Annotated in this window: 12 protein-coding genes and 2 pseudogenes; 10 read left to right on the forward strand and 4 right to left on the reverse strand. The window is 68.9% G+C overall.

Annotated elements, in window-relative coordinates; genetic code table 11:
* Positions 1-50: 50 nt before the first annotated feature.
* From GA0115254_RS22070 to GA0115254_RS22090, 5 genes are all read left to right on the forward strand, one after another.
* Positions 51-9,467 (forward strand): non-ribosomal peptide synthetase/type I polyketide synthase, encoded by a 9,417-nt coding sequence (locus GA0115254_RS22070; RefSeq protein WP_093897025.1) that lies wholly within the window; start codon positions 51-53, stop codon positions 9,465-9,467.
* Positions 9,457-11,139: a phytoene desaturase family protein gene (locus GA0115254_RS22075; protein ID WP_093897026.1), complete on the forward strand. Its 1,683-nt coding sequence runs from the start codon at positions 9,457-9,459 to the stop codon at positions 11,137-11,139. The genes GA0115254_RS22070 and GA0115254_RS22075 overlap by 11 nt, the downstream gene beginning before the upstream one ends.
* Positions 11,136-12,884, forward strand: a complete 1,749-nt coding sequence (locus GA0115254_RS22080) for a phytoene desaturase family protein (protein ID WP_093897043.1) — start codon at positions 11,136-11,138, stop codon at positions 12,882-12,884. The genes GA0115254_RS22075 and GA0115254_RS22080 overlap by 4 nt, the downstream gene beginning before the upstream one ends.
* On the forward strand, positions 12,881-13,936 hold the full coding sequence (locus tag GA0115254_RS22085; RefSeq protein ID WP_093897027.1) for an MDR family NADP-dependent oxidoreductase: 1,056 nt from the start codon (positions 12,881-12,883) through the stop codon (positions 13,934-13,936). Before GA0115254_RS22080 ends, GA0115254_RS22085 begins: the two co-directional genes overlap by 4 nt.
* Before the next feature lie 109 nt (positions 13,937-14,045).
* A complete protein-coding gene (locus tag GA0115254_RS22090) occupies positions 14,046-15,221 on the forward strand; it encodes a cytochrome P450 (RefSeq protein ID WP_093897044.1) in 1,176 nt (391 codons plus the stop codon).
* Between the two features lie 88 nt (positions 15,222-15,309).
* On the opposite strand, the gene GA0115254_RS22095 is transcribed toward GA0115254_RS22090, so the two are convergent.
* Both GA0115254_RS22095 and GA0115254_RS43330 read right to left on the reverse strand, forming a co-directional pair.
* A complete protein-coding gene (locus GA0115254_RS22095) occupies positions 15,310-16,599 on the reverse strand; it encodes a cytochrome P450 (RefSeq protein ID WP_093897028.1) in 1,290 nt (429 codons plus the stop codon).
* 233 nt (positions 16,600-16,832) lie between these two features.
* Positions 16,833-16,940: pseudogene (locus tag GA0115254_RS43330) on the reverse strand (NAD(P)-binding protein); the annotation flags it as partial.
* A gap of 138 nt (positions 16,941-17,078) precedes the next feature.
* Between GA0115254_RS43330 and GA0115254_RS22105 the strand changes: the two are divergent.
* Both GA0115254_RS22105 and GA0115254_RS22110 read left to right on the forward strand, forming a co-directional pair.
* Positions 17,079-18,317, forward strand: coding sequence for a DUF4032 domain-containing protein (locus GA0115254_RS22105; RefSeq protein ID WP_093897030.1), 1,239 nt, complete (start codon positions 17,079-17,081; stop codon positions 18,315-18,317).
* 259 nt (positions 18,318-18,576) lie between these two features.
* A complete protein-coding gene (locus GA0115254_RS22110) occupies positions 18,577-21,273 on the forward strand; it encodes a SpoIIE family protein phosphatase (RefSeq protein ID WP_093897031.1) in 2,697 nt (898 codons plus the stop codon).
* An 88-nt stretch (positions 21,274-21,361) separates the two neighbouring features.
* Here GA0115254_RS22110 and GA0115254_RS22115 read toward each other — a convergent pair whose 3' ends face one another.
* Positions 21,362-22,495, reverse strand: coding sequence for a PP2C family protein-serine/threonine phosphatase (locus tag GA0115254_RS22115; RefSeq protein WP_093897032.1), 1,134 nt, complete (start codon positions 22,493-22,495; stop codon positions 21,362-21,364).
* Positions 22,496-22,679: 184 nt separating this feature from the next.
* On the reverse strand, positions 22,680-23,291 hold the full coding sequence (locus tag GA0115254_RS22120; protein ID WP_093897033.1) for a TetR/AcrR family transcriptional regulator: 612 nt from the start codon (positions 23,289-23,291) through the stop codon (positions 22,680-22,682).
* Positions 23,292-23,483: 192 nt separating this feature from the next.
* Between GA0115254_RS22120 and GA0115254_RS22125 the strand changes: the two genes are divergently transcribed.
* The 3 genes and pseudogenes from GA0115254_RS22125 to GA0115254_RS22135 all read left to right on the forward strand — a co-directional run bounded on the left by GA0115254_RS22125 (position 23,484) and on the right by GA0115254_RS22135 (position 25,330).
* Positions 23,484-23,738, forward strand: a complete 255-nt coding sequence (locus GA0115254_RS22125) for an AMP-binding protein (protein ID WP_256102729.1) — start codon at positions 23,484-23,486, stop codon at positions 23,736-23,738.
* Positions 23,657-23,884, forward strand: a pseudogene (locus GA0115254_RS22130) (fatty-acid--CoA ligase); the annotation flags it as partial. The gene GA0115254_RS22125 and the pseudogene GA0115254_RS22130, both read left to right, overlap by 82 nt.
* A 249-nt stretch (positions 23,885-24,133) precedes the next feature.
* A complete protein-coding gene (locus GA0115254_RS22135) occupies positions 24,134-25,330 on the forward strand; it encodes a cytochrome P450 (protein WP_093897036.1) in 1,197 nt (398 codons plus the stop codon).
* Positions 25,331-25,353: the final 23 nt, after the last annotated feature.

Below are 25,353 nucleotides of genomic sequence, written 5' to 3' on the forward strand. Positions count from 1 at the left end.
CCTCCCGCATCCATGCCGTGCCGCTGCGCCACGACCTGAGGAGTACAACCTTGCCCGACGTGAACAGTGCCCCTGTGAGCGACAAAGTAGCGATCATCGGCATGGGCTGCCGACTGCCCGGCGGTGCATCGGACCACCGCGCGTACTGGCAGAACCTCATGGACGGCAAAAACTGCATCACACCGACACCGGCTGACCGCTACGACGTCACGACGCTCGGCAGCAGATACAAGGAGAAACCCGGACGTCTGAGCGGTGGCCGAGGCGGATACATCGACGGTTTCGACGAGTTCGACCCCGGATTCTTCGGCATCAGCCCGCGTGAGGCCGACCACATGGACCCGCAGCAGCGCAAGCTGCTGGAGGTGGCCTGGGAGGCGCTGGAGGACGGCGGTCAGAGGCCGTCGGAACTTGCCGGAAGCAATGCCGCCGTGTTCGTCGGCGCGTTCACGCTGGACTACAAGATCCTCCAGTTCTCCGACCTGAGCTTTGCCTCACTGGCCGCGCACACCGCCACCGGCACCATGATGACGATGGTCTCGAACCGTCTCTCGTACTGCTTCGACTTCCGGGGTCCCAGCCTGTCGATCGACACCGCGTGCAGTTCCTCCCTGGTGGCGGTACACCTCGCCTGCCAGAGCCTGAACAACCGGGAGACCGATCTCGCGCTGGCCGGTGGCGTCCTGCTGCACGCGGCACCGCAGTACACCATCGCCGAGACGAAGGGCGGCTTCCTGTCGCCCGACGGCCGCTCGCGTACGTTCGACGCCACGGCCAACGGTTACGTGCGGGCCGAGGGCGTCGGCATGGTCGCGCTCAAACGGCTGGACGACGCGGTACGCGACGGCGACCCGATCCACGCGGTGATTCTCGGCACGGGGGTCAACCAGGACGGCCGCACGAATGGCATCACCGTGCCCAGCGCGGACGCCCAGGTCGCCCTCATCCAACGCGTCTGCGCCGGAGCCGGCATCACCCCCGGCGCCCTGCAGTACGTGGAGGCGCACGGCACCTCGACACCTGTCGGCGACCCGATCGAGGCGAACGCACTGAGCCGGGCGCTCGCCGTGGGCCGCAGACCCGGTGCCACGTGCTACGTCGGGTCCGTCAAGACGAACATCGGGCACACCGAAGCGGCAGCGGGCATCGCCGGACTGATCAAGACCGTTCTCTGCCTCAAGCACCGCCGTATCCCGCCCCACATCAACCTGGACCGGATCAACGCCGCCATCGACCGGGAGTCCTCCCCGTACCGGATCCCGACCGAGCCGACCGCCTGGCCCGAGCACGAGGGCCCCGCACGGGCCGGGGTGAACGCGTTCGGCTTCGGCGGCACGAACGCGCATGTCGTGCTGGAGCAGGCACCCGAGCGCGAGGCACAGCCGACCGCGCCCGGCGAACGGGCCTGGAACCTCCTTCCGCTGACCGCCCGGACCCCGGACGCCCTGCCGGAGCTGGCGGCGGGCATCCGCCGCGAGCTGGCAGGGGTCCACGGGTCCGAGGTGTCGCTGACCGACCTCGGATACACGCTTGCACGCCGCCGCCAGCACCTTGAGTCGCGGCTCTGCGTCGTGTACTCCTCACGGGCCGAACTGGACGAGGGGCTCGCCGCCTTCCTGCGGGATGAACCTCACCCCCGGGTGATCCACGGCAGACAGCTCGGCCTCGAACAGCGCGGCCTGGTCTGGGTATTCACCGGAATGGGGCCGCAGTGGTGGGGCATGGGCCGCCAACTGTTCGAGGGCGATGAGGCGTTCCGGGACGCCGTCACCCGCTGCGACCTGGCCGTCCGCAAAATCGCGGGCTGGTCCCTGATCGAGGCGATGACGGCCGATGAAGCCGGATCGCGCATGGGCGAGACCTGGCTTGCGCAGCCGGCCAACTTCGCCGTCCAGTTGGGACTCGCGGCCATGTGGCGTCAGTACGGTGTGCGGCCCGACGCCGTGGTCGGTCACAGCACCGGCGAGATCGCCGCCTTCTACGAGGCGGGGGTCTACACGCTGGAGGACGCGGTCAGGATCGTGGTGCACCGCAGCCGGCTCCAGCAGAGGCTGACCGGGACCGGCACGATGCTCGCCGTGAGTCTGCCCGAGGAGGAGGCACAGCTCCGGGCGGGCGCGTACGGGGAGCGCGTGTCCGTGGCCGCGGTCAACAGCCCCTCGGCCGTCACACTGGCCGGGGACCGGGACGCACTGGCCGAACTGGCGGACGGGCTTCGCTCCGAGCAGATCTTCGCCAAGTTCCTGACCGTGCAGGTCCCTTACCACAGCGCGGGCATGGAGGCGATCAAGGACGAACTGCTGGCCTCACTGGACGGGCTGGATCCCCGGGCAGCGACGGTTCCGCTGTATCTGACGGGTCAGGAGGGCACGGCGCACGGCAGCGAGCTGGACGCGGGCTACTGGTGGAAGAACATCCGCCACCGGGTCCGCTTCCGCTCGGCCGTCGACCGGCTCGCCGACGACGGATACGGGCTGTTCCTGGAGATCGGCCCCCATCCGGTGCTCGGCCATTCCATCCTTGAATGCCTCGACGACAGGGGGACGGACGGACGTACCCTTCCGTCGATCCGTCGCCAGGAGAACGAACCGGAACGCTTCGCCGCCTCGCTGGCAGAGCTGCACAACCTCGGCGTTCCCGTCGCGTGGGACACCCTGCACCCGGCGGGCACTCCGGTGGCCCTTCCCCGCTACCCGTGGAAGCGCGATCGCCACTGGACGGAGCCCGGCCCCGTGGCACAGGTGCGCCTCGGCCACGCCGACCACCCTTTGCTGGGCCGCCGCACGACACACATCGAACCGACCTGGCACACGGCACTGGACACCGAGCGGCTGCCCTACCTCGACGACCACCGCATCCAGTCCACCGTGGTCTTCCCTGCAGCGGGGTATCTGGAGATGGCCACGCAGGCGGTCCGCTCCCTGACCGGCGGCACCCATGCCGTACTGACGGACATCGAACTCCGCAAAGCGCTCTTCCTGCCCGAGGGCGAGGACCGGGCCGTGCGTCTGACGCTCTCGTCGCAGAACGCGGCGTTCACGATCGCTTCGGCAGGGGAGGCCGAGAGCGACCGGGCCGTGCACGCGAGCGGTGTCGTGCGCTCCGGGCAACCGCGCCCGGCCGGCCCGTCCGTCGATACCGCCGCCCTGCGGGCGCGCACCCTGCGCCGGCTGGACGGCAAGGGCTGCTACGCGGCGCTGGCCGCCCTGGGGTACGACTACGGCCCCGCGTTCCGGGCCATCGAAGAGGTGTGGATCGGTTCCGGCGAGGTGCTCGCCCGGCTCCGTCCGCCTGCGGTGATCGGTGACGACGCGGCCCGGCACCACATCCACCCCGTGCTGCTCGACGCCTGCTTCCAGTCGTTGCTGACGACGCAGCTCCTCGAAGACGGCGCGGACCGGCAGGCCTCCGGCATCCGCCTGCCCCTGTCGATCGACGAGGTGTGCCTCGCCCCGGTGGGAGCCCAGCCGATCTGGGCGCATGCCACGGTGACCCGCAGCGAGGGGGACGAGCTCGTCGGGGACATCGCCGTCTACGCGGACAGCGGTGAACATCTGGGCGGCGTACGTGGTTTCCGCGCAGCCGACGTGGAAAAGGCGTCCACGGCGGTCGGACTCGGCACGATCGATTCCTGGCTCGCCGAGACCGTCTGGATCGACAGGCCCTTCGACGCCGCCGAGGACGAGGACGACTCCGGCAGTCCCGATTCCACCAACAGCGACTGGCTGGTGTTCGCCGATCGGCAAGGCGTCGGCGACGCCCTGAGCGCCCTGCTCGCCGAGCGCGGCGAGCGCTGCCGCCTCGTGCGTCCGGGGGACTCCTACCAGAAGAGGGGCGACGGAAGGGAATTCACTGTCGTCCCGGGGTCCACCACGGACCTGGAGCAGCTCTTCGCCGACCTGGGTATGGACGGCGATGACGGCCGGCCGTCCTTCCGCACCATCGTGCATCTGTGGAATCTCGACCTGCCGCACCTTGCTGAGGCCTCGCGGCAGGACCTCGTACGGCACAGCGGTACTGGAGCGTACTCACTGATCGCGCTCGCCCGGACGTTGCTCGGCCACGGGGCCGACGGCCGGCTGCATATCGTGACCCGCGGCGCGCAGCACGTCGAGGCCGGCGAGACCGTCGAACCTCTGGGGGCGCCCGCGTGGGGGGTCGGCCGGGTGCTCAGGCACCAGGAGCTGATCTCCCACCGCGGCAAGCTGATCGATCTGGATCCCGGCCGCCCGCGGGGAGACGAGGGATACCTGGCCGAGGCGCAGGCGCTGTTGCGCGAGATCCTGACCGACGACGAGGAGGAGATCGCGTTGCGTGGCGCCGGCCGCCTCACCAGCAGGGTGCGGCAGGCCGAAGGACTGACCCGCCCCCTTCCGCTGAGTCTGCGCGCCGACGCGAACTACCTTGTCACCGGCGCCTTCGGGGCGCTCGGCCGGCTGCTCTGCCGGACACTCGTACGGCGTGGGGCGCGTAGTCTGATCCTGATCGGACGGACCGTGCTGCCGGAGCGCTCCGCTTGGCGCGGTCTCGATCCCACCACTGCCGAGGGCCGTGCCGTGGCGTTCGTCAAGGAGTTGGAGACGCTCGGGGCGCGGGTCGTCCTGGCACCGCTCGACATCACCGACGAGGTCGCGTTCACGGCCTGGCTCGAAGCTCACCGGCTCACCGACCCGCTGCCGGTCCGCGGGGTGTTCCATCTGGCCGGGCAGGTGCGCGACACACTTGTCGCGGACATGGACCGGCAGACGTTCGCCGAGGCCCACGATCCCAAGGCCGTCGGTGCGTACTTGCTGCACCGGCATCTTCGGGACGAACCGCTCGACCACTTCGTACTGTTCGCGTCGATCGCCTCGCTCATGACCACGGCGGGCCAGACGAACTATGCCGCCGGGAACGCGTTTCTGGACGCTTTGGCCCAGCACCGTCGGGCTCTCGGCCTGCCGGGGCTCAGCGTCGACTGGGGACCGTGGGCCACCGGCATGATCGAGGAGCTGGGGCTCGTCGGCCACTATCTCCACAGCCGTGGGATGAGCTCGCTCGCACCGGACGTCGGCATGGCGGTCCTGGAGCGCGTCATCGGCCAGGACCGGGCCCAGCTCCTCGTCGCCACCGTCGTCGACTGGCCGGTGTTCCTGGCCTGGTACCCCTCCCCGCCCTCGCTGGTGGCCGAACTCGCCGCGACGGCCTCAGCCGCGACGGCCGACGGGACGGGCGACGGCATCCTCGACACCTTCCGCAACGCGGACGCCGCGGAACGCCTCGCCCTGGTGACCCGGAGGTTCACCGCTGTGGCCGCCTCGGTGCTGCGGACGAACCCCGATCAGATCGATCCGCAGGCCGGCCTCAACGCGCTGGGACTCGATTCGCTCCTGGCGATGGAGCTGCGCGCCCGGCTCAGCTCCGAGCTCGGCGTAGCTCCCCCCGTGGTCGCTCTGCTGAGCGGTACACCGGCCGGCGAACTGATCGCACAGCTCCACGACGCCCTGTCCGAGTCGGTGGCGTCGGCAGTCGGCGGTGACGACTCGGCGGCGGTGGAGGTCTTCGAGGACGAGTTCCGGCATCCACTGACGCAGAACCAGCAGGCCCTGTGGTTCCTCAGGCAGCTCAACCCCGAGGGCTACGCGTACAACATCGGAGGCGCGGTCGAGGTCCGCGTCGCTCTCGACCCCGACCTGATGTTCGATGCCGTCCGCTGTCTGGTCGCACGCCATCCCGCGCTGCGGACCAACTTCCTCACGGTGGACGGACGGCCGCTGCAGCAGGTTTCGAAGGACCGGAGCCCGGACATTGCGCTGTTCGACGTGCAGGACCAGCAGTGGGAGGAGATCCACCGTGCGATCGTGGCCGAGTACCGCAGGCCGTACGACCTGGAGCGTGACCCGCTCTTCCGCTTCCGGCTCTTCAAGCGTGGCCACGACCGCTGGGTGATCATGAAGGCGGTCCATCACATCGTCTCCGACGCGATCTCGACGTTCACCTTCATCGAGGAGCTTCTCGCGGTGTACGAGGGGCTGCGCCAGGGCCGTGCGCCCTCGCTGCCGCCGGTCACCGCGCGCTATCTGGACTTCCTCAATGCGCAGAACCGCTTCCTGGCCGGTCCCGCGGCGCAGCGCATGCTCGACTACTGGCGCTCGCATCTGCCGGCCGAGGTGCCGGTCCTGGAGCTGCCCGTCGACAAGCCCCGGCCGGCCGTGCAGACACACAACGGGGCATCGGAGTTCTTCGTACTGGACACGGCGCTCACCGCCCGCGTTCACGCCCTGGCCCGCGAGCACGACGTGACCCCGTTCATGGTGCTGCTCAGCGCCTACTACATGCTGCTCCAGCGCTATTCCGGTCAGGACCACGTCATCGTGGGCAGCCCCGTCACGGGTCGTACCGAGCAGGAGTTCACCTCCGTCTACGGCTACTTCGTCAACCCGCTCCCGCTGCACGCGGATCTGTCCGGCGGGCCGTCAGTCGCCCAGCTGCTGCAACAGGTCCGTACGACCGTGCTGGGCGGCCTGGACAACCAGGAGTATCCGTTCGTCCTGCTGGTCGACGAGCTGGGGCTCCAGCACGACCCCAGCCGCTCCGCGGTGTTCCAGGCCATGTTCATCCTGCTGACCCACAAAGTCGCCACCGAGAAGTACGGCTACCGGCTCGACTACATCGAACTCCCCGAAGAGGAAGGACAGTTCGATGTCACCCTGTCCGTCTACGAGGACGAGGCGGAGCATCGGTTCCACTGTGTTCTCAAGTACAACACCGACCTGTTTCTGCCGGAGACCATGCGGCGGATGGCATCGCACTACACCACACTCCTGGACAGCATGACCCGGGCACCGGCCGATCACCCCACCACCCGGCTGGAGATGCTGGGCGCACAGGAGCGTGAACGGCTGGTCGGTGAATGGAGCGGCGCCGGGCGCGCCGCGCTGCCCCCTGGAGCAGGAGAACGCGAGGCGGACGGTGTCCGCCCGGTGCACCAGCTGATCAGCGCGGTCGCTGCCCGGTGCCCGGACGCCGTCGCCGTCACGGTCCCGGCGCTTCAAGGGACGGCCCTTCGGCTGACGTACGCGGAACTGGACCGTCGATCCGGGGAGCTGGCCCGGCGGCTGCGGGGGCTGGGGGTCGGATCCGGCTCGGTGGTGGCGTTGTGCCTGGACAAGTCGTCCGACCTCGTCGTCGTGCTGCTCGCGGTGCTCAAGGCAGGCGGCGCCTACCTCCCCGTCCCGCCCGACCACCCGGCCGACCGCGTCGCCCACACCGTGCGGACGGCGGCCGCCACCCTCGTCCTCGTCGAGGACGACGCCTGCAGGGACCGCATGGCAGGACTGCCGGCCGAGACACTGACCCTGCGGGAGCTGTACGAGGCGGCCGATGAGCAGGTGCCTGCGACCGGGGCCGAGCACCCGGGAGGCCTCGACTCACTTGCGTACGTCATCCACACTTCCGGTTCGACCGGGCACCCCAAGGCCGTCCAGGTCAGCCACCGGAACCTCGCCTCGGCGTACGCAGCCTGGCTCCAGGAGTACAGGCTGGACCGTGACGTCCGGGTTCACCTCCAGATGGCGGCCTCGTCTTTCGACGTCTTCACCGGTGACCTGGTGCGCGCGCTGTGCTCCGGCGGCAATCTGGTACTGGTCGACCGCGACCTGCTCTTCGACACCGAACGCCTCTACCGGACCATGCGCGAGGAGCACGTCGACTGTGCGGAGTTCGTCCCCGCTGTCGTACGCGGTCTCATGGACCACTGCGAACGCGAGGGCCTGCGGCTGGATTTCATGCGTCTGCTGGTCGTCGGGTCCGATGCGTGGAAGGCCGGGGAATACCGAAGGCTGCGCGACCTGTGCGGACCGCACACCCGTCTGATCAACTCCTACGGGGTCACCGAGGCCACCATCGACAGCGCCTGCTTCGAAGGACCCGTCGACGACCTGGAACCCGGCCGCACGGTGCCGATCGGACGTCCCCTGAGCAACAGCACTCTCCATGTGCTCGATCGGCACGGTGAGCCGGTGCCGCCCGGTGTGCCGGGCGAACTGTGGATCGGCGGCGACGGCGTCGCGCTCGGCTACGCGGGCGACCCCGCACAGACGGCCCAGCGATTCGTGACCCGGACACTGAGCCGGGCGCCGGGTGCCGAACCCGTACGCCTCTACCGGAGCGGCGACGCGGCGCGCTGGGACGCGCACGGCCGGGTTCATCTGCTCGGGCGGGTGGACGACCAGGTCAAGCTCCGCGGCCACCGGATCGAGATCGGCGAGATCGAGACACACCTCGCCCAGTGGCCCCAGCTGGCCCGGACGGTCGTCACGGTGCGCCCCGATGCCCGGGGAGAAGATGCGCTCTGCGCCTACTGTGTACCGGCGGACGGGGCACCGCTGGACCGGCGCGCGCTACGCCGGCACCTCGCGGGACTGCTGCCCGCACACATGGTTCCTTCGCACTTCATCGCCTTGCCGGAACTGCCGCTGACCGCCAACGGAAAGGTCGATGTCGCGGGCCTGCCGACACCCCGGTTCGACGCCGACGACGAGCCGGAGGAGATGCTCGGCACACCGTTCGAGGAGAGCATGGCGCGGCACTGGAAGGAGCTGCTCGGGCTGGAGAGGGTAGGCCCTGCGCAAGAGTTCTTCGAGGCCGGAGGCAGCTCCATCAAGCTGATCGAGCTGATCCACCGCCTGCGGCAGGAGTTCGGCGTCGGCATCCCCGTCAGCCTCCTGTACCGGGTCACGACCCTGCACGGGATGGCCGCGACGGTGGAGCGTCTGGCCACCGGCGGCAGCTCGGACGACCTGCCGTGCCTGAGCTTCAACAGCGATCGGGAACCGACAGTGTTCTGCTTCCCACCGGCGGGCGGCCACGGACTCGTCTACCGGACATTCGCCGCCCAGCTGCCCGAGTACCGGCTGATCGCCTTCAACTACGTCCCCGGCGAGAACAAGGTGGCCCGCTACGCCGACCTCGTCGAGTCCCTCCGGCCCGAGGGCAGATGCCTGCTGCTCGGCTACTCCCTCGGCGGCAACCTCGCATTCGAGGTGGCCAAGGAGCTCGAAGGCCGGGGACGAGACGTCGCCCATGTGATCGTCCTGGACTCGCACCGCATCCTGGAGCCCTACGTCCCCGGCCCCGAACACTTCGCGTTCTTCGAGGCGGAACTGGCCGAACACCTGTTCAAGCACACAGGGTCGGAGATCGTCGCCCGCGAAACCCTGGACCACGCCGCGGAGTACCTGGCCTTCTGCGGCCGCACACCGAACCTCGGTGTGGTGTCCGCGACCGTCAGCATCGTCACGGACCAGGAGAAGACAGCGCTGTACGGCGCCGGTGAACGCGGCACCTGGCACGGCAGCTCCACCACGGCCACGGCGGTGCTGCGCGGCTCCGGGATCCACGCCGACATGCTCGACCCCAAGCACGTGGCCCGCAACGCCGAGCTGGTGCGAGGCATCCTCCAGGAGGGCGGCGCCGATGACCGGTGACGCGGGCGACGCGTGGAGCGCCGTGGAACGGGAGGCGGACGGCAGCCCCCGTGTCATCGTGATCGGTGCCGGCGTCGCCGGAATGTCCACCGGATGTTACGCGCAGATGAACGGGATGCGGTCCCGAATCTTCGAAAAGCATGTGCTGCCCGGGGGCTGCTGCACGGCCTGGTCGCGCGACGGCTACATCTTCGACTACTGCATCGAGTGGCTGATCGGCACGGCCGCCGGCAACGACGCCCACCAGGTGTGGCGCGAACTGGGGGCGCTCGACGGCAAGACCATCACCAACTTCGAGATGTTCAACCGAGTCGTCGACGAGACCGGCCGGTCAGTGGTCTTCTTCAACGACCCGGACCGGTTGGAGCGACACCTGCTCGATCTCTCGCCCGCCGACGCCCGGCTGATCCACTCGTTCTGCCGAGACCTGAGGCGATTCATCGATATCGAGCTGTACCCGTTCCTGACCGCCCCCGACCTGCGGACCGTTCGGGAAAGAGCGGCGACGCTGCGCACGGTCCTGCCCGCGTTCCGTCTGTTCTGGCGTACGGCGGCGACACCGATGCACCGGTTCGCCGACCGGTTCCAGGACCCGCTGCTGCGGCGGGCGTTCCGCAACATCTTCTTCCAGGACCCGGAGGGCTTCCCGCTGCTGCCGTACCTGTTCAACATGGCCAGCGCCCACCACCACAACGCCGGTTTCCCGCAAGGAGGTTCGCTGGGCCTGGCTCGGTCGATCGAGGAGCGGTACAAGGCGCTGGGCGGTGAGATCAGCTACCGGGCACGGGTCGAACGGATCCTTGTCGAGGACGGGCGTGCCGTCGGCATCGAACTGCGCAACGGCAGACGGTACTACGCCGACCATGTCGTCTCGGCCTGTGACGGCCACACCACGATCCACGGACTCCTGCAGGGTCGGTTCACCGGTCCGCGGATCGACAAGCTGTACAACGACCTGCTGCATCGTCCGGGCACCCTGTTCCCCGCGGTGGTCTCGGCCTTCGTCGGCGTCCGGGGCGACCTCGGCCCCGACCGGGCGCACAGCACCACGTACCTGCTGTCTTCCGAGGACGCCGCCCAACTGCCCGGCGCACTGCAGAGCAGTCTGGTGGTCCAGTTGCGCTCCCACTACTCGGACGGATTCGCCCCGCCCGGAAGGTCGGTGGTCCACTGCACCTACTTCAGCGACTTCGCCTACTGGAACGCGCTGCGCGCCGTCGACCGCCAGGAGTACCGGGCGAAGAAGCGTCAAGTGGCCGACTTCGTAAGGAACTTCCTGGAACGCCGCCTGCCTGGCACGGCCGAGCGCATCGAGCTGGTCGATGTTGCTTCCCCGGCGACGACCCGCCGCTACACGGGCAACCACGACGGCTCCATCCTGGCCTGGAAGGCGTTCTCCGAGGCCGACGACATCGCGGCCAAGCTGGTGGGCAAGGACCGCATGCGCCTGCCCGGCCTGCGCGGATTCTCCATGGCCGGGCAGTGGGTCGGCATGGGCGGCCTGATCCGTGCCGCGTCGACCGGCCGCTTCGTCATCCAGTACCTCTGCGACGAGCTGGGACGCGGGTTCACGGCGTCCGAGAGCCAGGGCGACGAGCCATGGCATCCCGGAAAGCTGGGCCGTCTGCCACAGCTCGACAGATGGTCCGCGCGCGGGGACACCCGTACATGAACACCGAGGAGAGCAGGTTCGTGTCGCGTTCCGAACGACAGTCGATGATCATCATCGGCGCAGGGCTCGGCGGTCTGTCCACCGGCTGCTACGCCCGGATGAACGGCTATCGCACCCATGTCCTGGAGATGCATGAACTGCCGGGCGGCTGCTGCACTGCCTGGGACCGCGGCGACTTCACCCTGGACCCCTGTGTCAGCTGGCTCCTCGGCAGCGGCCCCGGCAATGAGATGCACCAGATCTGGCTGGAGCTGGGCGCGTTGCAGGGCAAGGAGGTACGGCATTTCGACGTGTTCAACGTCGTGCGCGGCCGGTGCGGCCGGGCCGTTTACTTCTACTCCGACCCCGACCGGCTCCAGGCCCATCTGACGGACATCTCGCCCGCCGACTCCGCTGCGATCCGGGACTTCTGCAAGCAACTGCGCGCCTTCCGCAAATGCCTCGCCGTCTATCCGTTCCTCAAACCGGTCGGCCTGATGCCGACACTCGAACGATGGCGGATGCTGGCTTCCTTCCTCCCGTACTTCAACGTCGTGCGCAAATCCATCAGCGTACTGATGACCGACTACTCGGCGAGGTTCAAGGACCCCCTGCTGCGTGAGGCGTTCAACTTCATCCTGTACGAGAAGCATCCGGCGTTCCCGGTGCTGCCGTTCCACTTCCAGCTCGCCTCGCACGCGAACCTCTCCGCGGGCGTCCCCGAGGGCGGATCGCTCGGACTGGCCGAGTCCATCGAGCGCCGCTACCGCAGGCTGGGCGGCCGGGTGACCTACAACGCCAAGGTCGAAAAGGTGCTGGTCGAGGACGATCGTGCGGTCGGGGTACGGCTGAGCGACGGAAGCGAACTGCACGCCGACATCGTCGTCTCGGCCTGCGACGGCCGCACCACGATGATGGATCTGCTCGGTGGCCGCTACCTCAACGAGGCCTACCACCGCCTCTACACCCGGACCATCCGTGAACCCGGCATGGTGTTCCCCGGATACTTCACACTCTTCCTCGGCCTCCGCAGGGACTTCCCCGACGCCGACCCCTGCACGACCTATCTGCTCGACGAAGCGGAAGCGGCAGGCCTGACCGGCATACGTCACCCGAGCATCAACGTCCAGTTCCGCAGCAGGCACTACCCGGAACTCTCCCCGCGTGGGACGAGCATCGCGTACGTCACCTACTTCTGCGACATCGCCCCCTGGCGGGCTCTGGACGAAGGACCGGAGCAGGCGACGCGGACCCGCGGCGGCCAGGAACTCCACACGCTGCCGGTACGCCACGGCCGCGGGTACTACGCGGCCAAGCGGCAGGCCCGCGACGTACTCGTCGCATTCCTGGAACGGCGTCACCCCGGCATCGCGGACGCGATCGCCGTGCGCGATGTGTCGAGCCCGCTCACGCAGGTCCGCTACACGGGCAACTACGACGGCACGGTGCTCGGGTGGCAGCCGTTCGTGGAGAGCGGGGAGACGTTGGAGACGCTCATCAAGAAGCACGGCCCCGGCCTGCCGGGACTGCGGAACTTCTACCAGTCCGGCGTATGGGCGACGACGGGCGGCCTGATCCGCGCGGCGGCGGCTGGCCGGCACGTCATGCAGTTCATCTGCCGGGACGACGGCCGGACCTTCACCGCGTCCGTCGACGAGAGCGGGCCGCCCCCCACCCATCTGGTCGTTCCGGTGGGGCCCCGACCGGACGCGCAGTCCGTCATGGGGGACCGCTCGTCTCCTGTGGAGAGAAAGGGAATGGGATGAGGGCCAGGAAATGGGTGGTACGTGAGCACATCGAAGGAGTTCCCGACGTCGAGAGGGTCTATGGGGCGGTCGAGGAGGATCTCGACGTCGACCTCGCCCCGGACGAGATGCTGCTGAGGACGCTTTACGTATCGGTGGACCCCTACCTCCAGGGCATCGCGCTGGACACCCCTCTCGGTGCGCACATGGGCGCCGACTCGATCATGGAGGTGTTGGAAGCGGGTCCTCTGGCGGCCCACCGGCCCGGCGATCTGGTGCAGGGGTTCGGCGGCTGGCGCACCCATCTCATCAGCAACGGTGCGGCCACCCCCTGGCAGACCGGGACGTTTCCGATGGTCTTTCCCGCCTTCCGCCGCCTGGACCCCTGCTGGTACGACGACGCGCTTCCGCTCCCCACCGCGCTGAGTGTCATGGGCGGCCCCGGCATGACGGCCTGGGGCACCCTGACCAAGTTCATGTCGGTCCGCTCCGGCGACACCGTCGTGATCAGTGGTGCCTCCGGCTCCGTCGGTTCGCTGGTCGGCCAGCTGGCCAAGCTCGCGGGTGCCCGCGTGGTGGGCACCACCTCGACAGCGGAGAAGGCGGAATATCTCGACGGGCTGGGATTCGACGCGGTCGTCGTCTACCGCCACGGGGACAGCTGCGAAGCGGTGCGGTCCGCTCTCACCCGGGCCGCACCGGACGGAGTCGACAAGTACTTCGACAATCTCGGCGGCACAGTGACGGATGCCGTGTTCTCCATGCTCAATGTCGGCAGTCAGGTGGCCGTGTGCTGGCAGTGGGCCACCCAGGTCGGCCGGGAGGTCACCGGGCCACGACTGCTGCCGTACATCATGTTCCCGCGCACATCCGTGCGCGGCATCTTCTCGCTGGAATGGTTCACCGAGCAGAACTGGCGCGCACTCCACGATGAACTCGGCGGCAGGATCCGGAGGGGCGAGGTCCGCTGCGGGCACACCCTCCACCACGGCTTCGAGAACATCCCGAACGCCTATCGGAGCCTTTACCAGGACACGGGAGCGAGCCGGGGCAAGGTGCTGGTCGAGCTCTGACTGCCGCTTCCCCCGAACCCCTCCTTTCAGCAGGCCCGCCCAGCCGCAGCCCCTCCCGTACCCGTACAAGCCAGGAGGTTCCGTGCCCCGATCCGACGACACCGACGCGATGACCGGCCCGCCATCGCTCCCTCTGCACCGTCTGAGGTTCGACCCTCCCGGACCACCCAGGCCCGTCGCGTTACCCGATGGCAGTCGGGCCTGGCTGGTGAGCCGGTACGCCGACGTACGCATGGTCCTGACCGACACCCGATTCGGCCGCGCACAGCTCCACGCACCGGACGCCCCGTCCCTGTCGGGCGAATCCGGCCTGGTGGGCAGCCTCGACCTGATGTTCAACCAGGACGGCGAGGACCATCTGCGCCTGCGCCGCACCCTGCGGCGTGCGTTCACGCCCAGGGCCGTCGCCCGCTGGCGGCCCTGGATCGCATCGATCGTGGAACAGCGCCTGGACGAACTCGCCGACAGCGCACCTCCGGTGGATCTGGTGGCCCGCTTCACCCTTCCGCTCCCGGTCGAGGTGATCAGCCGACTGATGGGTCTCGACGCCCCGGCACGGGAACGGCTGCGCCACTGGAGCCAGTACGCCTTCTCCGACGGCTCCCACCCCAAGGAGGAAATGGAATCGGCGCTGGCGGAGTTCGCCGCTTTCGGAAGCGCGCTGCTGGCCGAGCGGCGAAGCGCGCCGGGCGACGATCTGACCAGCGTGCTCGTCCGGGCGGCCGATGACGAGGGCGGAATCCCGGAGGGGCAACTCGTCGACCTCGTGTGCGGGCTGGTGGTGGGCGGACACGACAGCACGATGACGATGCTCGGCAACTCCCTGCTCTACCTGCTCGGCGAACGGCCGGAATGCTGGCCCCGTCTCGGGGCGGACGAACAGGCCGCCGGGTCGCTGGCCGAGCGGTTGCTGCACCTGGTTCCGCTCGGCGACGACCGGGGGACCGCGCGGCACGCCGCCGCCGATACGGAGGTCGGCGGCGTGACCATCCCGGCGGGCTCGGTGGTTCTCGCCGACTGCGGCATGGCCAACCGCGACCCCGATGTGTTCCCGGCCCGGCAGTTCGACGACCTGTTCGCTCCTCTGGAGGCCCCCACTCTGTCGTTCGGAGCCGGCCCGCACTACTGCCTGGGCGCCTGGCTGGCCCGGCTCGAACTCCAACTGTCCCTGCACCGGCTCGCCGCCCGCTTCCCCGGCCTCCGGCTTGCGCGACCCGCCCACGCAGTGGAGTGGCGGCGCGGCACCACATCCCGCAGTCCCCAGCGGATCACAGTCACCTGGTAGAAGGACGACATCCGCGCCGCCGACCGGGGGAGCCGGCCCACGTACGGCCCGCTGGCTCTGTGCAGGTGCCCTCAGGGTGTGCGCCCGCTCAGTGCAGGTGCACCGGCAGCGATTCGATGCCGTAGACGATCGACAGCTTGCGGAAGGCCAGGTCCTGGGGCGGGACGGCGAGGCGCATCCGGGGAAACCGCCGCGCCAGGGCCGGGTAGGCGGAGCGCAGTTCCATGCGCGCCAGTTCGGCGCCGATGCAGCGGTGGATTCCGTAGCCGAAGGCGAGATGCCCTGAGGTGTTGCGGTGCGGGTCGAAGCGCCCGTCGTCCATGACGTACGACGCGTCGCGGTTGGCACTGCTCAGTGAACAGAGCACCATGTCGCCCCGGGGAATGACCACCCCCGCTATCTCTATGTCCTCGCGGGCGAATCGTGGGAAGGCGATCTGCACCGCGGAGAGGTAGCGCAGCACTTCCTCGACGAACGGTGCGGCCATCGCGTCATCCGTGCGTATTCGCTCGAAGACGTCCTTGTCCTGAAGCAACACGAGGGAGCCGAGGGCAATCGTGCTGGCGGTCGTCTCGAACCCGCCGGTGAGCACGCCGTCGGCGAGGCCCGCGAGTTCCTCGTCGTCGACGCTGTCGCCGTGCTCCTTCACGATCATGCCGAGCAGTCCGTCGCCCGGTTCCTCGCGCTGCATCTTGACCACATTCCTGAAGTACGCCAGCGACTCCGACATGGCGCCGAAGGGTGCGGTCGTCCCACCGAAGAGGTCGAAGCGGTCCATGGCCAACTGCTGGAAGTCCTGGCGGTCCTCGTAGGGAACGCCGAGCAGCTCACAGATCGTGAGCGAGGGGATCGGCAGCGCGAACTCCTGCACCAGATCGACCGGGCCCTGACGGGCCTCCATCGCGTCGAGGCGCTCCTCGACGATGGCATCGATCCTGGGGGTGAGGCGACGCAGCCGGCGCATCGTGAATTCCGGGGTCAGGATGCGGCGCAGCCGCGTATGCACGGGAGGGTCGCTGAACCCGAGCCCGCCGGGGCTCTGCTCCGCTGCGACCCCGGCGTTCGTGGCGAGGTGGGCGAAGTCGGTGCTGAACCCGTCGGCCGATCCCAGGACGGCTTTCGACTCCTCGTAGCCGGTGACCACCCAGGCGTCCATACCGAACGGCAGCGAGACCTTGGACACCGGCGCCTTCGCCCGGAGCCCGGCCAGCTTGTCCACCGGGTCCAGGCCATCCCTGCGCAGCAGCATCAGCAGGTCTTCGGGCAGCAGCCTGATCGTGGAAGAACCGATCCCGTACTTCTGGATCCTGGACAGATAGGTGCGCCCGAACCGGGCGGTGATACGAGAACGGAACGTCGTCCTCAACGTGCACTCCATTAGTCGTCGCGCGGTCCGCACACACGGTGCGGACATGAGAAGGCTTTGCAGTAGTCATGGACACGGACATTGGCCGGCGCCAACACGGTTTGCGCCGAGAGACGTTGTGTCGCAGGGCAGGAGCCGGAAGAGCGCTGGTAGCACACGGTAGCTGAGCGGACGGAGTGGGCAGTCGGCATGTCTTCGAAGCCAGGACCGGCCGACCGCCGCTGCATCCGCTGCCGGGCGTGTTCACCGGCCACCGGAAGCCGGTCGATCAGCGTGACTTCGGCATCGGTGTGCAACAGCAGTTCTTCGGCCGCGTACATGCCTGCCGGGCCCGTGCCGACGACCGCGACCCGGTGCCGCGCGGGCCTACCCCCGTAGAGAATCCGCTCGATCGCCCCCGGCTGCCCAGGCTTTCGTCCCCCTCGGCCACGGTGCTGGCGAACCGCTACGTCACACTGGTGTTCCCGTCACCGTACGAGCGAGGCGACCCGATGGCTTTGCAGTTCAGCGCCACCAACCCCGAGCACCCCGCCTTCCTACTCGAACTGCCCTGGCACCTGCCGCTCGAAGAGTGGCCGGAGAAGCATCTGGTGACGCTGCCGCGCGGCATCTCCCGCCACGTTGTGCGCTATGCCCGAGCGGGGGCCGACGTGGTGGCGGTCAAGGAGCTTGCCGAACGGCCGGCGGTGCGCGAGTACGAGCTGCTGCGTACCCTTGCCCGGCTCGGGATACCCGCGGTGGACCCACTCGCGGTGGTCACCGGGCGCACCGGCAGCGACGGGGAACCGCTGGAGCCGGTGCTGATCACCCGTCACCTCAACGGGTCCCTCCCCTATCGCTTGATGTTCGAGACGACAATGCGCCCCACCACGGTGCACCGGCTCATGGACGCACTCGCCGTGCTGCTGGTCCGGCTGCACCTGGCGGGGTTCGCCTGGGGCGACTGCTCTCTGTCGAACACACTCTTCCGCCGGGACGCCGGCGCATACGCCGCCTACCTCGTAGATGCGGAGACCGGCGATGTGCACAGCCGACTCAGCACAGGGCAGCGTGAGTACGACATCGATCTGGCCCGGGTGAACATCAGCGGAGAGATGCTCGACCTGGAGGCCGCGGGCGCGCTTCATCCCTCGGTGGACCCGATCGCGTTCGGAGCGGAGATCTGCCAGCGGTACGAGGAGCTCTGGAAGGAACTGACCCGCACTTCGGTCTATCCGGCCGGCAAGTACCACTACATCGAACGTCGCGTGCGCAGGCTCAATGATCTCGGCTTCGACGTAGCCGAGATGCAGATCGTCAACTCCCCGAACGGAGACTCGATCACTTTCGTCCCCAAGGTTGTCGACGCAGGCCATCATCAGCGTCAGCTGCTGCGCCTGACCGGACTCGATGCCGAGGAGAACCAGGCCCGGCGACTCCTCAATGACCTCGAGAGCTGGATGGCGACCCAGGAGGACTACGCGCCGGGCGACCCGCTCGGCGCCCGTGCGGAGGTGCTTGCCCACCGCTGGGTCCGCGAGGTGTTCAGGCCCACGGTGCGCGCAGTTCCGCAGGATCTCCGGGGCTCCCTGGACCCGGCAGAGCTCTATCACGAGCTGTTGGAACACCGCTGGTACATGTCCGAGCGGGCGCAGCAGGACGTCGGTCTGGAGGCGGCCGTGGCGGACTTCAGCACCACCGTTCTTCCCGGGCGAGACACCGAAGCGCAGACAATGAGCGATTCTCCGTAACCTGCGTGAGTCCGTCCACCGAGCCCGACGTGCACGTCCTCGGCTGTCCGGCGTAGGCGTCACACACCCCGGGTGTCGCCGCGCCCACGTGCGTCAACCCGCGTCGGCCGAATCGGTCGGGCCCGTGAGGGCCGGAAGCGGGCGGGCCCCGTGCTCGGGCCGACTTGCTCCGGGCCGGCTCGCACCACCCTGCCCAAAGGCCCCTGCACGCTGTGCCGGACTGCTCGCCCAGCGTGTGCGGAGGGTGTACAAAGAAGGCATGACCGGACGGTACGGCCGCCGACGCTCGGTTCCCAGAATGCGATCCGTCGCAGGTCAGTTCTTTCTTCTGCAGGTGGCGATCGTCGTGTTGCTCGTGGCCGCAGCGGTCGCCGCGCTCGTGCTGCAGTCCCGGGCCGACAGCGAAAGAGAAGCCCGCAGCCGTTCGGTCGCTGTCGCCGAGGCCTTTGCCAGTTCACCGGGCATCGAGGCGGCGCTGAGGAGCCCGAACCCGACCGCGGTGCTGCAGCCGTTGGCCGAGCGGGCCCGGAAACTCTCAGGCGTCGACTTCGTCGTCGTGATGAACCGGGCCGGAATCCGCTACACCCACCCCCTGCCCGATCGGATCGGGAAGAAATTCGTCGGCAATCTGGAGCCGGCACTGAACGGCGGCATCGTCGTCGAGAGAGTCACCGGAACCATCGGCCCTCTCGTACAGGCAGTGGTGCCCGTCATCGGACGTGACGGCACCGTCGTGGGTCTGGTGTCCGCCGGAATCACCATCGAGCGCGTGGGCGGCGTCGTCGAGCAGCAGTTTCCCCTTCTGTTCGGATCCGCCGCGGGGATCCTGCTCCTCACCACGGCCGGGACGGCGCTGGTGAGCAGACGGCTGCGCCGCCAGACCCACGGCCTCGGCCCCACCGAGATGACTCGGATGTACGAGCATCACGACGCCGTTCTGCACGCGGTGCGGGAGGGCGTACTCATCATCGACGGCGACGGTCGGCTGCTGCTTGCCAACGACGAGGCACGCAGACTGCTCGGCCTGCCGGCGGACGTGGAGGGGCGCCTGCCGACCGAGCTGGGGCTGGATCCGGTCACCACGGAGTTGCTGGCCTCGGGGAGGACCGTGACGGACGAGGTGGTTCCGGTCGGCGAACGCCTGCTCGCCGTCAACCAGCGGTCCACCGACCGGGACGGCGGCCCGCCCGGCAGCGTGACGACACTGCGCGACACCACCGAGCTCCGGGCACTCACCGGCCGGGCCGATGTGGCACGGCGGCGGCTGGATCTGCTGTATGAGGCCGGCGCAGAGATCGGCACCACCCTCGACGTGGTGCGTACGTGCGAGGAACTGGCGGAGTTCGCGAGGGCTCACTTCGCCGACTTCGCCACCGTCGATGTGGCGGAGGCCGTACTGCGCGGCGAGGAGCCGACGGCCGCGGGCATGGATGCCGAGTGGCGTCGGATCGCGTTCAGCGGCATCCGGGAGGACACGCCGCTCCACCCCGTCGACTCGTTGATCCGCTTTCTGCCGACCACGCCCCTGGGAACCGGCCTGCGCCGGGGGGAGGCGGTCCTCGATCCGGATCTGGCGGCCTTCTCGGGGTGGCAGCAGCAGGACCCCGCACGGGCCCGGCAGCTCGTCGAGGACGGATTCCACTCGGTGATCGCGATTCCGCTGCGCGCCCGCGGTGCCATTCTGGGCGTGACTCTTTTCTGGCGTACGGCGCAGTCCGAGCCGTTCGAGGACGAGGACCTGTCCGTCGCCGAGGAACTGGTCGCCCGGGCCGCGGTGAACATCGACAACGCCCGCCGCTACACACGTGAGCACAACCTGGCGGTGACCCTGCAGCGCAGCCTGCTGCCGCACGGTGTCCCGGAACAGAGCGCCATCGACGTCGCCTACCGGTACCTGCCCGCACAGGCCGGACTGGGCGGTGTCGGCGGGGACTGGTTCGACATCATCCCGCTGCCCGGCGCCCGCGTCGCGCTCGTGGTGGGCGATGTCGTCGGCCACGGACTGCACGCCGCCGCGACCATGGGGCGCCTGCGCACGGCGATCCACAACTTCTCCACCCTGGACCTGCCGCCCGACGAACTCCTGTGGCACCTCGACGAACTGGTCGCCCAGATCGACCAGGACGAGGCAGCCGACAGTGCCGATGGGGGAGTCACCGGCGCCACCTGCCTCTATGCGATCTACGATCCGGTGTCCGGGCGCTGCACCATGGCGCGGGCCGGCCACCTCAAGCCGGTGATCGTCGACCCGGACGGCACCTCGGAATTTGCCGATGTGCCCGGCGGCCCACCGTTGGGGCTCGGTGGCCTGCCCTTCGAGACCCTCGAAACGCTGCTGCCCGAGAACAGTCGCCTCGTGCTCTACACGAACGGACTCGTCGAGGACCGGCACCGGGACATCGACGAAGGGCTGGCAATCCTGCGCCGGACAGTCGCCGAGAACGCCGACCGGACACCGGAGGAGACCTGCGAGGCGGTCCTGCGCACCCTCGTGCCCGAGCGCGCCCGCGACGACATCGCGCTTCTTGTCGGCCGTACACGCAGGCTGGACGCCGCGGACGTGGTCCAGCTGCACGTACCCTCCGACCCTTCGTCGGTGTCCCTGGTACGGGCCGAGGTCTCCCGCAAGCTGGCCGAGTGGGATCTGGCGGAGCAGGCGTTCACCACGGAGCTGATCCTCAGCGAACTGGTCACGAACGCCATTCGCTACGCCACGGGTCCCATCGGCGTACGACTGCTGCGTGACCGCTCCCTGATCTGTGAGGTCTCGGATCACAGCAGTACCTCGCCCCATCTGCGGCAGGCGGCCACCACGGACGAGGGGGGCCGCGGGCTGTTCCTCGTCGCTCAGTTCGCCGACCGATGGGGGACTCGCTACACGGACCACGGCAAGGTCATCTGGGCGGAACAGCCGCTTCCGGCCGCCCCGCCGCCGAGCAGCCCATCGCCTCCGTGACGCGGCCCCGGCGGCCCTTCGAACCCGTCACCTGCAGACCTCCGGCCGGCGTGCCGAGGCAGGAGCCGAGGTCCGGGCCCCGGGATGCCTACGTCAGGGTGAGAGCGATCACGGCCCGGTCGTCCTTCCCTCCGGTCGACCACTCGTCCGTGTCGGCCCTGATGAAGGAGACAAGAGCCTCGGGATCCAGGGCTCTGTGGCCGTCACCGAAATGAGCCGTCAGCCGGTCCAGCACCGGATAGAACTCGCCGCCCGCGTTCCGCGCCTCACTGACCCCGTCCGTGTACAGAAGGATCACTTCCCCTGTCTGCAGCGGGTGAGTGGTGACCTCGACGCTTCCGAGGCCCAACTCGCCCAGCCCCAGAGGCAGGCCAGGGGCGGTACGAAGCCGCTGCGTGCCGTGCGGAGTGAGCAGAAGCGGTGACGGATGCCCGCGATCGACGATCCTCACCGAGTCTCCGCCGGGCGGGAACTCCAGAATGAGAGCCGTGACGAACAGTTCGTCATCACCTGCCGGGGCTCCGGCATTGCGGGCGATGCTGAGCTCAAGGCGTTCAGCGAGACGGCTCAAGTCCGTCCACTCGTGGGCGGAGACCCGGAAGCTCCCCAGGACGGCGGCGACCGTCTGAACCGCATTCAGCCCCTTCCCGCGTACGTCTCCGAGGACGACGCGCACGCCGAACGGGGTCTCGCACAGCTCGTAGAGGTCACCGCCGACGAGCGTGCCGCGCTCACCCGCCTCGTAGAAGCCCGCCGCCCGAACCGGACCGAGTCGTTCCGGAAATGGGCGCAGCAGAGTCATCTGCATGGCCTCGGCGACCGAGCGGGCGTGGACCAGGCTGGCCTCGGCCCGGACCCGCTGCCGGGACAGTGCGACGCTGGCGATGCCGATCAGTGCGGTGGCGATGTACATGGCCACATGGTGTGGTTCCGCGAAGTGCCCCGGGCGCAGCGAGGCCATCCATATCTCCAGCCCCAGACATACGACGGTGATCCCGGCAGTGTGTCGCGGGCTCCGGGTGGCCGCCGCCAGGGGCGGGGCTCCGACGAGCAGGAAACTCAGCGGTTCGTGGCTGTGGAACAACGCCAGATCCACCACCAGGTCCACGGACAGCAGTAGGAGGGGGAGCCACCAGACCCACGTCCTGTAGCCGCCGGGCCGAGGGCGCCACCGCAGCAGGCGCTCGATCCCTCCCGCGCCGCCTTCACCGACATGTGACATAGGGGAACCCTATGCACATCTGGTGCCCTTCCTCCATTGCTGTGCAGACCCGCTGGTCGACTTCCGCGGCGTCACCCGCCTCCGTAGCCGCGGGTCGTGGAGGCCGCGCCGACGGCGTCGTACGGCCCACCTCGCGACCCGGTCGTTCTGCCCGACCGGCGGTGCCACGGGCATGGGGCAGGGATCACGGCGCGGGTGCGCCGGCGCAGCGCAGCGACATCGCCATCAGTTCGGCGACCAGATGATCGGCCGCGTCGCCCGTGGGAGCGGACAACGGGTCCACCAACACCTCTCCGATCGCGCCGGTCAGCGCGGCGGCCGTGACCTCCGGGTCCTGCTGGGGGAACAATCCGGCAGCGACGCCCTCGCGAACCACATCGGTGAACACTGCGCGATAGCGGCGACGGAATTCCGAACGGGCCTCACCCAGCGCAGGCTCGGCCGGGGCCGCGAGCAGAGCGTAGGCGAGCCCGGGGTGTTGCAGGGCGCGGCGGGCGAAGACACGGACTCCGCACGCGAGTCGTTCCGCCGCGTCGCCGCTGCCGTCCCGGAGCACTTCTCCGAGCACCTCGACCTCGCGTGCGGAGGCGCGCCGGAAGACCTCCACGGCCAGGGCGCCCTTCGAGGGGAAATGCTGGTAGACGGACCCGACCGACATTCCGGCAGCGGCGGCGACTGCGGTGACGGAGGCATTCGCCCAGCCGACGTCGGCGACGACGGACGTGGCGCACCGGATGAGGCGGTCCTTCGCGGCGGCGAGCCGGTCCTGCACTGCGGGGGTTTTGCGGTAGGCCATGAAAAGAAGTGGACCATTGTTCGGATCTTTCTGTCACCCTCCCTGCCGCCTCGTGGCTCTCCTTCGGGAAGTGGCTCTGTACGAAGGAGCATCCGATGATGCATGCTCCGAACAAGGATTCATATCTTCGGTGCGGCAGCACCCCCTTCCACTTCCGCATGCGATCAGGAGCCCGGAATGCACCTCAGTGCCATGCTGGACAGCGCGGTCCGCAAGGCCGGCGACAAGGAAGCCGTCGTCTACCGTGACCGGCGGTTGACCTATCGGGAGCTGGCCGCTGCCGTCCGGCGGACCGCTCGTGTGCTGAGGGATGCGGGGCTGCAACCCGGTGACCGGCTGGCAGTGATGACGTACAACACGCCATCGTCGCGGTCATCGGCCGGCCGCACCCGCAGTGGGGCGAGACCGTCGTCGCCGTGGTCGTACTGCGCGACGGCGCAGAACTGACCCTGGACGGCCTGCGCACCTGGATGACACCACTGATGGCCCGCTACAAGATCCCACGTGAACTCGTCCTGCGCACAGCATTGCCGCGTACCCCCTCGGGCAAGGTGACCAAGCCGGTACTGCGGGCCGACCTGACACGCTCCTGAGCATGTGCGCAGCGAGCAACGGTGCTGCCGGGCCCGGCTGACACGAGCACGGCGCGGGGTGCGGCGCGGGCCGGAGCAGCCGTCGGGGCCGCCGGTGGTTCGCGGGGCGGGACGCAGGTCGCGGCGTTACGCTTCCGGGGGGCCGCACACCCGACGAGTTGGCTGAACATTGCGTAGACTAGTTAGGTGACTGAGGCATCTAGTGGGGGAGACCGGTAGAACCCCTCCGTCCTCTTTGCGAGGCCCGCCATGGCAGACACCGAGACCGTCTCCTTCCCGCAGGACCGCACCTGCCCGTACAACCCGCCGGCGGAATACCGGCCACAGGACGACGGGCAGAAGCCGCTGAATCCGGCCAGGCTCTTCGACGGCCGCCGGGTATGGCTGGTGACCGGGCATGCCGAGGCGCGTGCGCTGCTGGTCGACCGGCGGCTGTCGTCCGATCGCGAGAACCCCGCGTTCCCGGTGTTCACCGAGCGGGTGGCCCGGAGCACCAAACGGCGTATCGAACTGATCGGTGTCGACGACCCCGAGCACAACGCGCAGCGCCGCATGCTGATCCCGAGCTTCTCCGTGAAGCGCACCGCCGCATTGCGGCCGAGGATTCAGGAGACCGTGGACCGTCTGCTGGACGCCATGATCGAGCAGGGCCCGCCCACCGATCTGGTGAGCGCCTTCGCGCTGCCCGTTCCCTCAATGGTGATCTGCGCGCTTCTCGGCGTTCCGTACGCCGACCACGACTTCTTCGAGTCCCAGTCGCGCAGGTTGCTGCGCGGTCCCGGGGCCGCGGACATCGAGGCCGCGCGGGCGGCGCTCGACGAGTACTTCCGGACGCTGATCGAGCGCAAGCGGTCCGACCGGGGCGAGGGGTTGCTCGACGAGCTCATCGCCCAGCAGCTCGACACCGGGGCCGTCAGCCGCGACGAACTGGTCCAGCTGGCCGAGATCCTGCTGGTAGCGGGCCACGAGACGACCGCGAACATGATCTCGCTGGGTACGTTCACTCTCCTTCAGCATCCGGACCAGCTGGACCGGTTGCGTACGTCCGAGGATCTGATGCCCGCCGCGGTCGAGGAGTTGCTGCGATTCCTGTCCATCGCGGACGGCATCTCACGGGTGGCGACGGAGGATATCGAGGTGGGCGGGGTGACCATCCGGGCAGGTGAGGGCGTCGTACTCTCCACTTCGGTGATCAACCGGGACGAAGCCGCGTACCCGTCGCCGGACGAACTCGACCTCGGCCGACAGTCGCGCCACCATGTCGCCTTCGGCTTCGGGGTCCACCAGTGCCTCGGCCAGAACCTTGCGCGGGCCGAGCTGGAGATCGCCCTGCGCACTCTCTTCGACCGGCTGCCGCAGCTGCGGCTGGCGGCACCCGTCGACGAGATCCCGTTCAAGCCCGGCGACACGATTCAGGGCATGCTCGAACTGCCCGTGGCGTGGTGACCGGATTCCTTCTGGAAAGGATG

It is taken from the genome of Streptomyces sp. Ncost-T10-10d, from assembly GCF_900091955.1.
Classification (GTDB): domain Bacteria; phylum Actinomycetota; class Actinomycetes; order Streptomycetales; family Streptomycetaceae; genus Streptomyces.

Coding starts and splice junctions, on each gene's coding strand:
- GA0115254_RS22095 (WP_093897028.1), bottom strand. CDS start 16,599: ATGGAGTGCACGTTGAGGACGACGTTCCGTTCTCGTATCACCGCCCGG.
- GA0115254_RS22075 (WP_093897026.1), top strand. CDS start 9,457: ATGACCGGTGACGCGGGCGACGCGTGGAGCGCCGTGGAACGGGAGGCG.
- GA0115254_RS22110 (WP_093897031.1), top strand. CDS start 18,577: ATGACCGGACGGTACGGCCGCCGACGCTCGGTTCCCAGAATGCGATCC.
- GA0115254_RS22120 (WP_093897033.1), bottom strand. CDS start 23,291: ATGGCCTACCGCAAAACCCCCGCAGTGCAGGACCGGCTCGCCGCCGCG.
- GA0115254_RS22105 (WP_093897030.1), top strand. CDS start 17,079: ATGGCTTTGCAGTTCAGCGCCACCAACCCCGAGCACCCCGCCTTCCTA.
- GA0115254_RS22080 (WP_093897043.1), top strand. CDS start 11,136: ATGAACACCGAGGAGAGCAGGTTCGTGTCGCGTTCCGAACGACAGTCG.
- GA0115254_RS22090 (WP_093897044.1), top strand. CDS start 14,046: ATGACCGGCCCGCCATCGCTCCCTCTGCACCGTCTGAGGTTCGACCCT.
- GA0115254_RS22135 (WP_093897036.1), top strand. CDS start 24,134: ATGGCAGACACCGAGACCGTCTCCTTCCCGCAGGACCGCACCTGCCCG.
- GA0115254_RS22085 (WP_093897027.1), top strand. CDS start 12,881: ATGAGGGCCAGGAAATGGGTGGTACGTGAGCACATCGAAGGAGTTCCC.
- GA0115254_RS22115 (WP_093897032.1), bottom strand. CDS start 22,495: ATGTCACATGTCGGTGAAGGCGGCGCGGGAGGGATCGAGCGCCTGCTG.
- GA0115254_RS22125 (WP_256102729.1), top strand. CDS start 23,484: ATGCTGGACAGCGCGGTCCGCAAGGCCGGCGACAAGGAAGCCGTCGTC.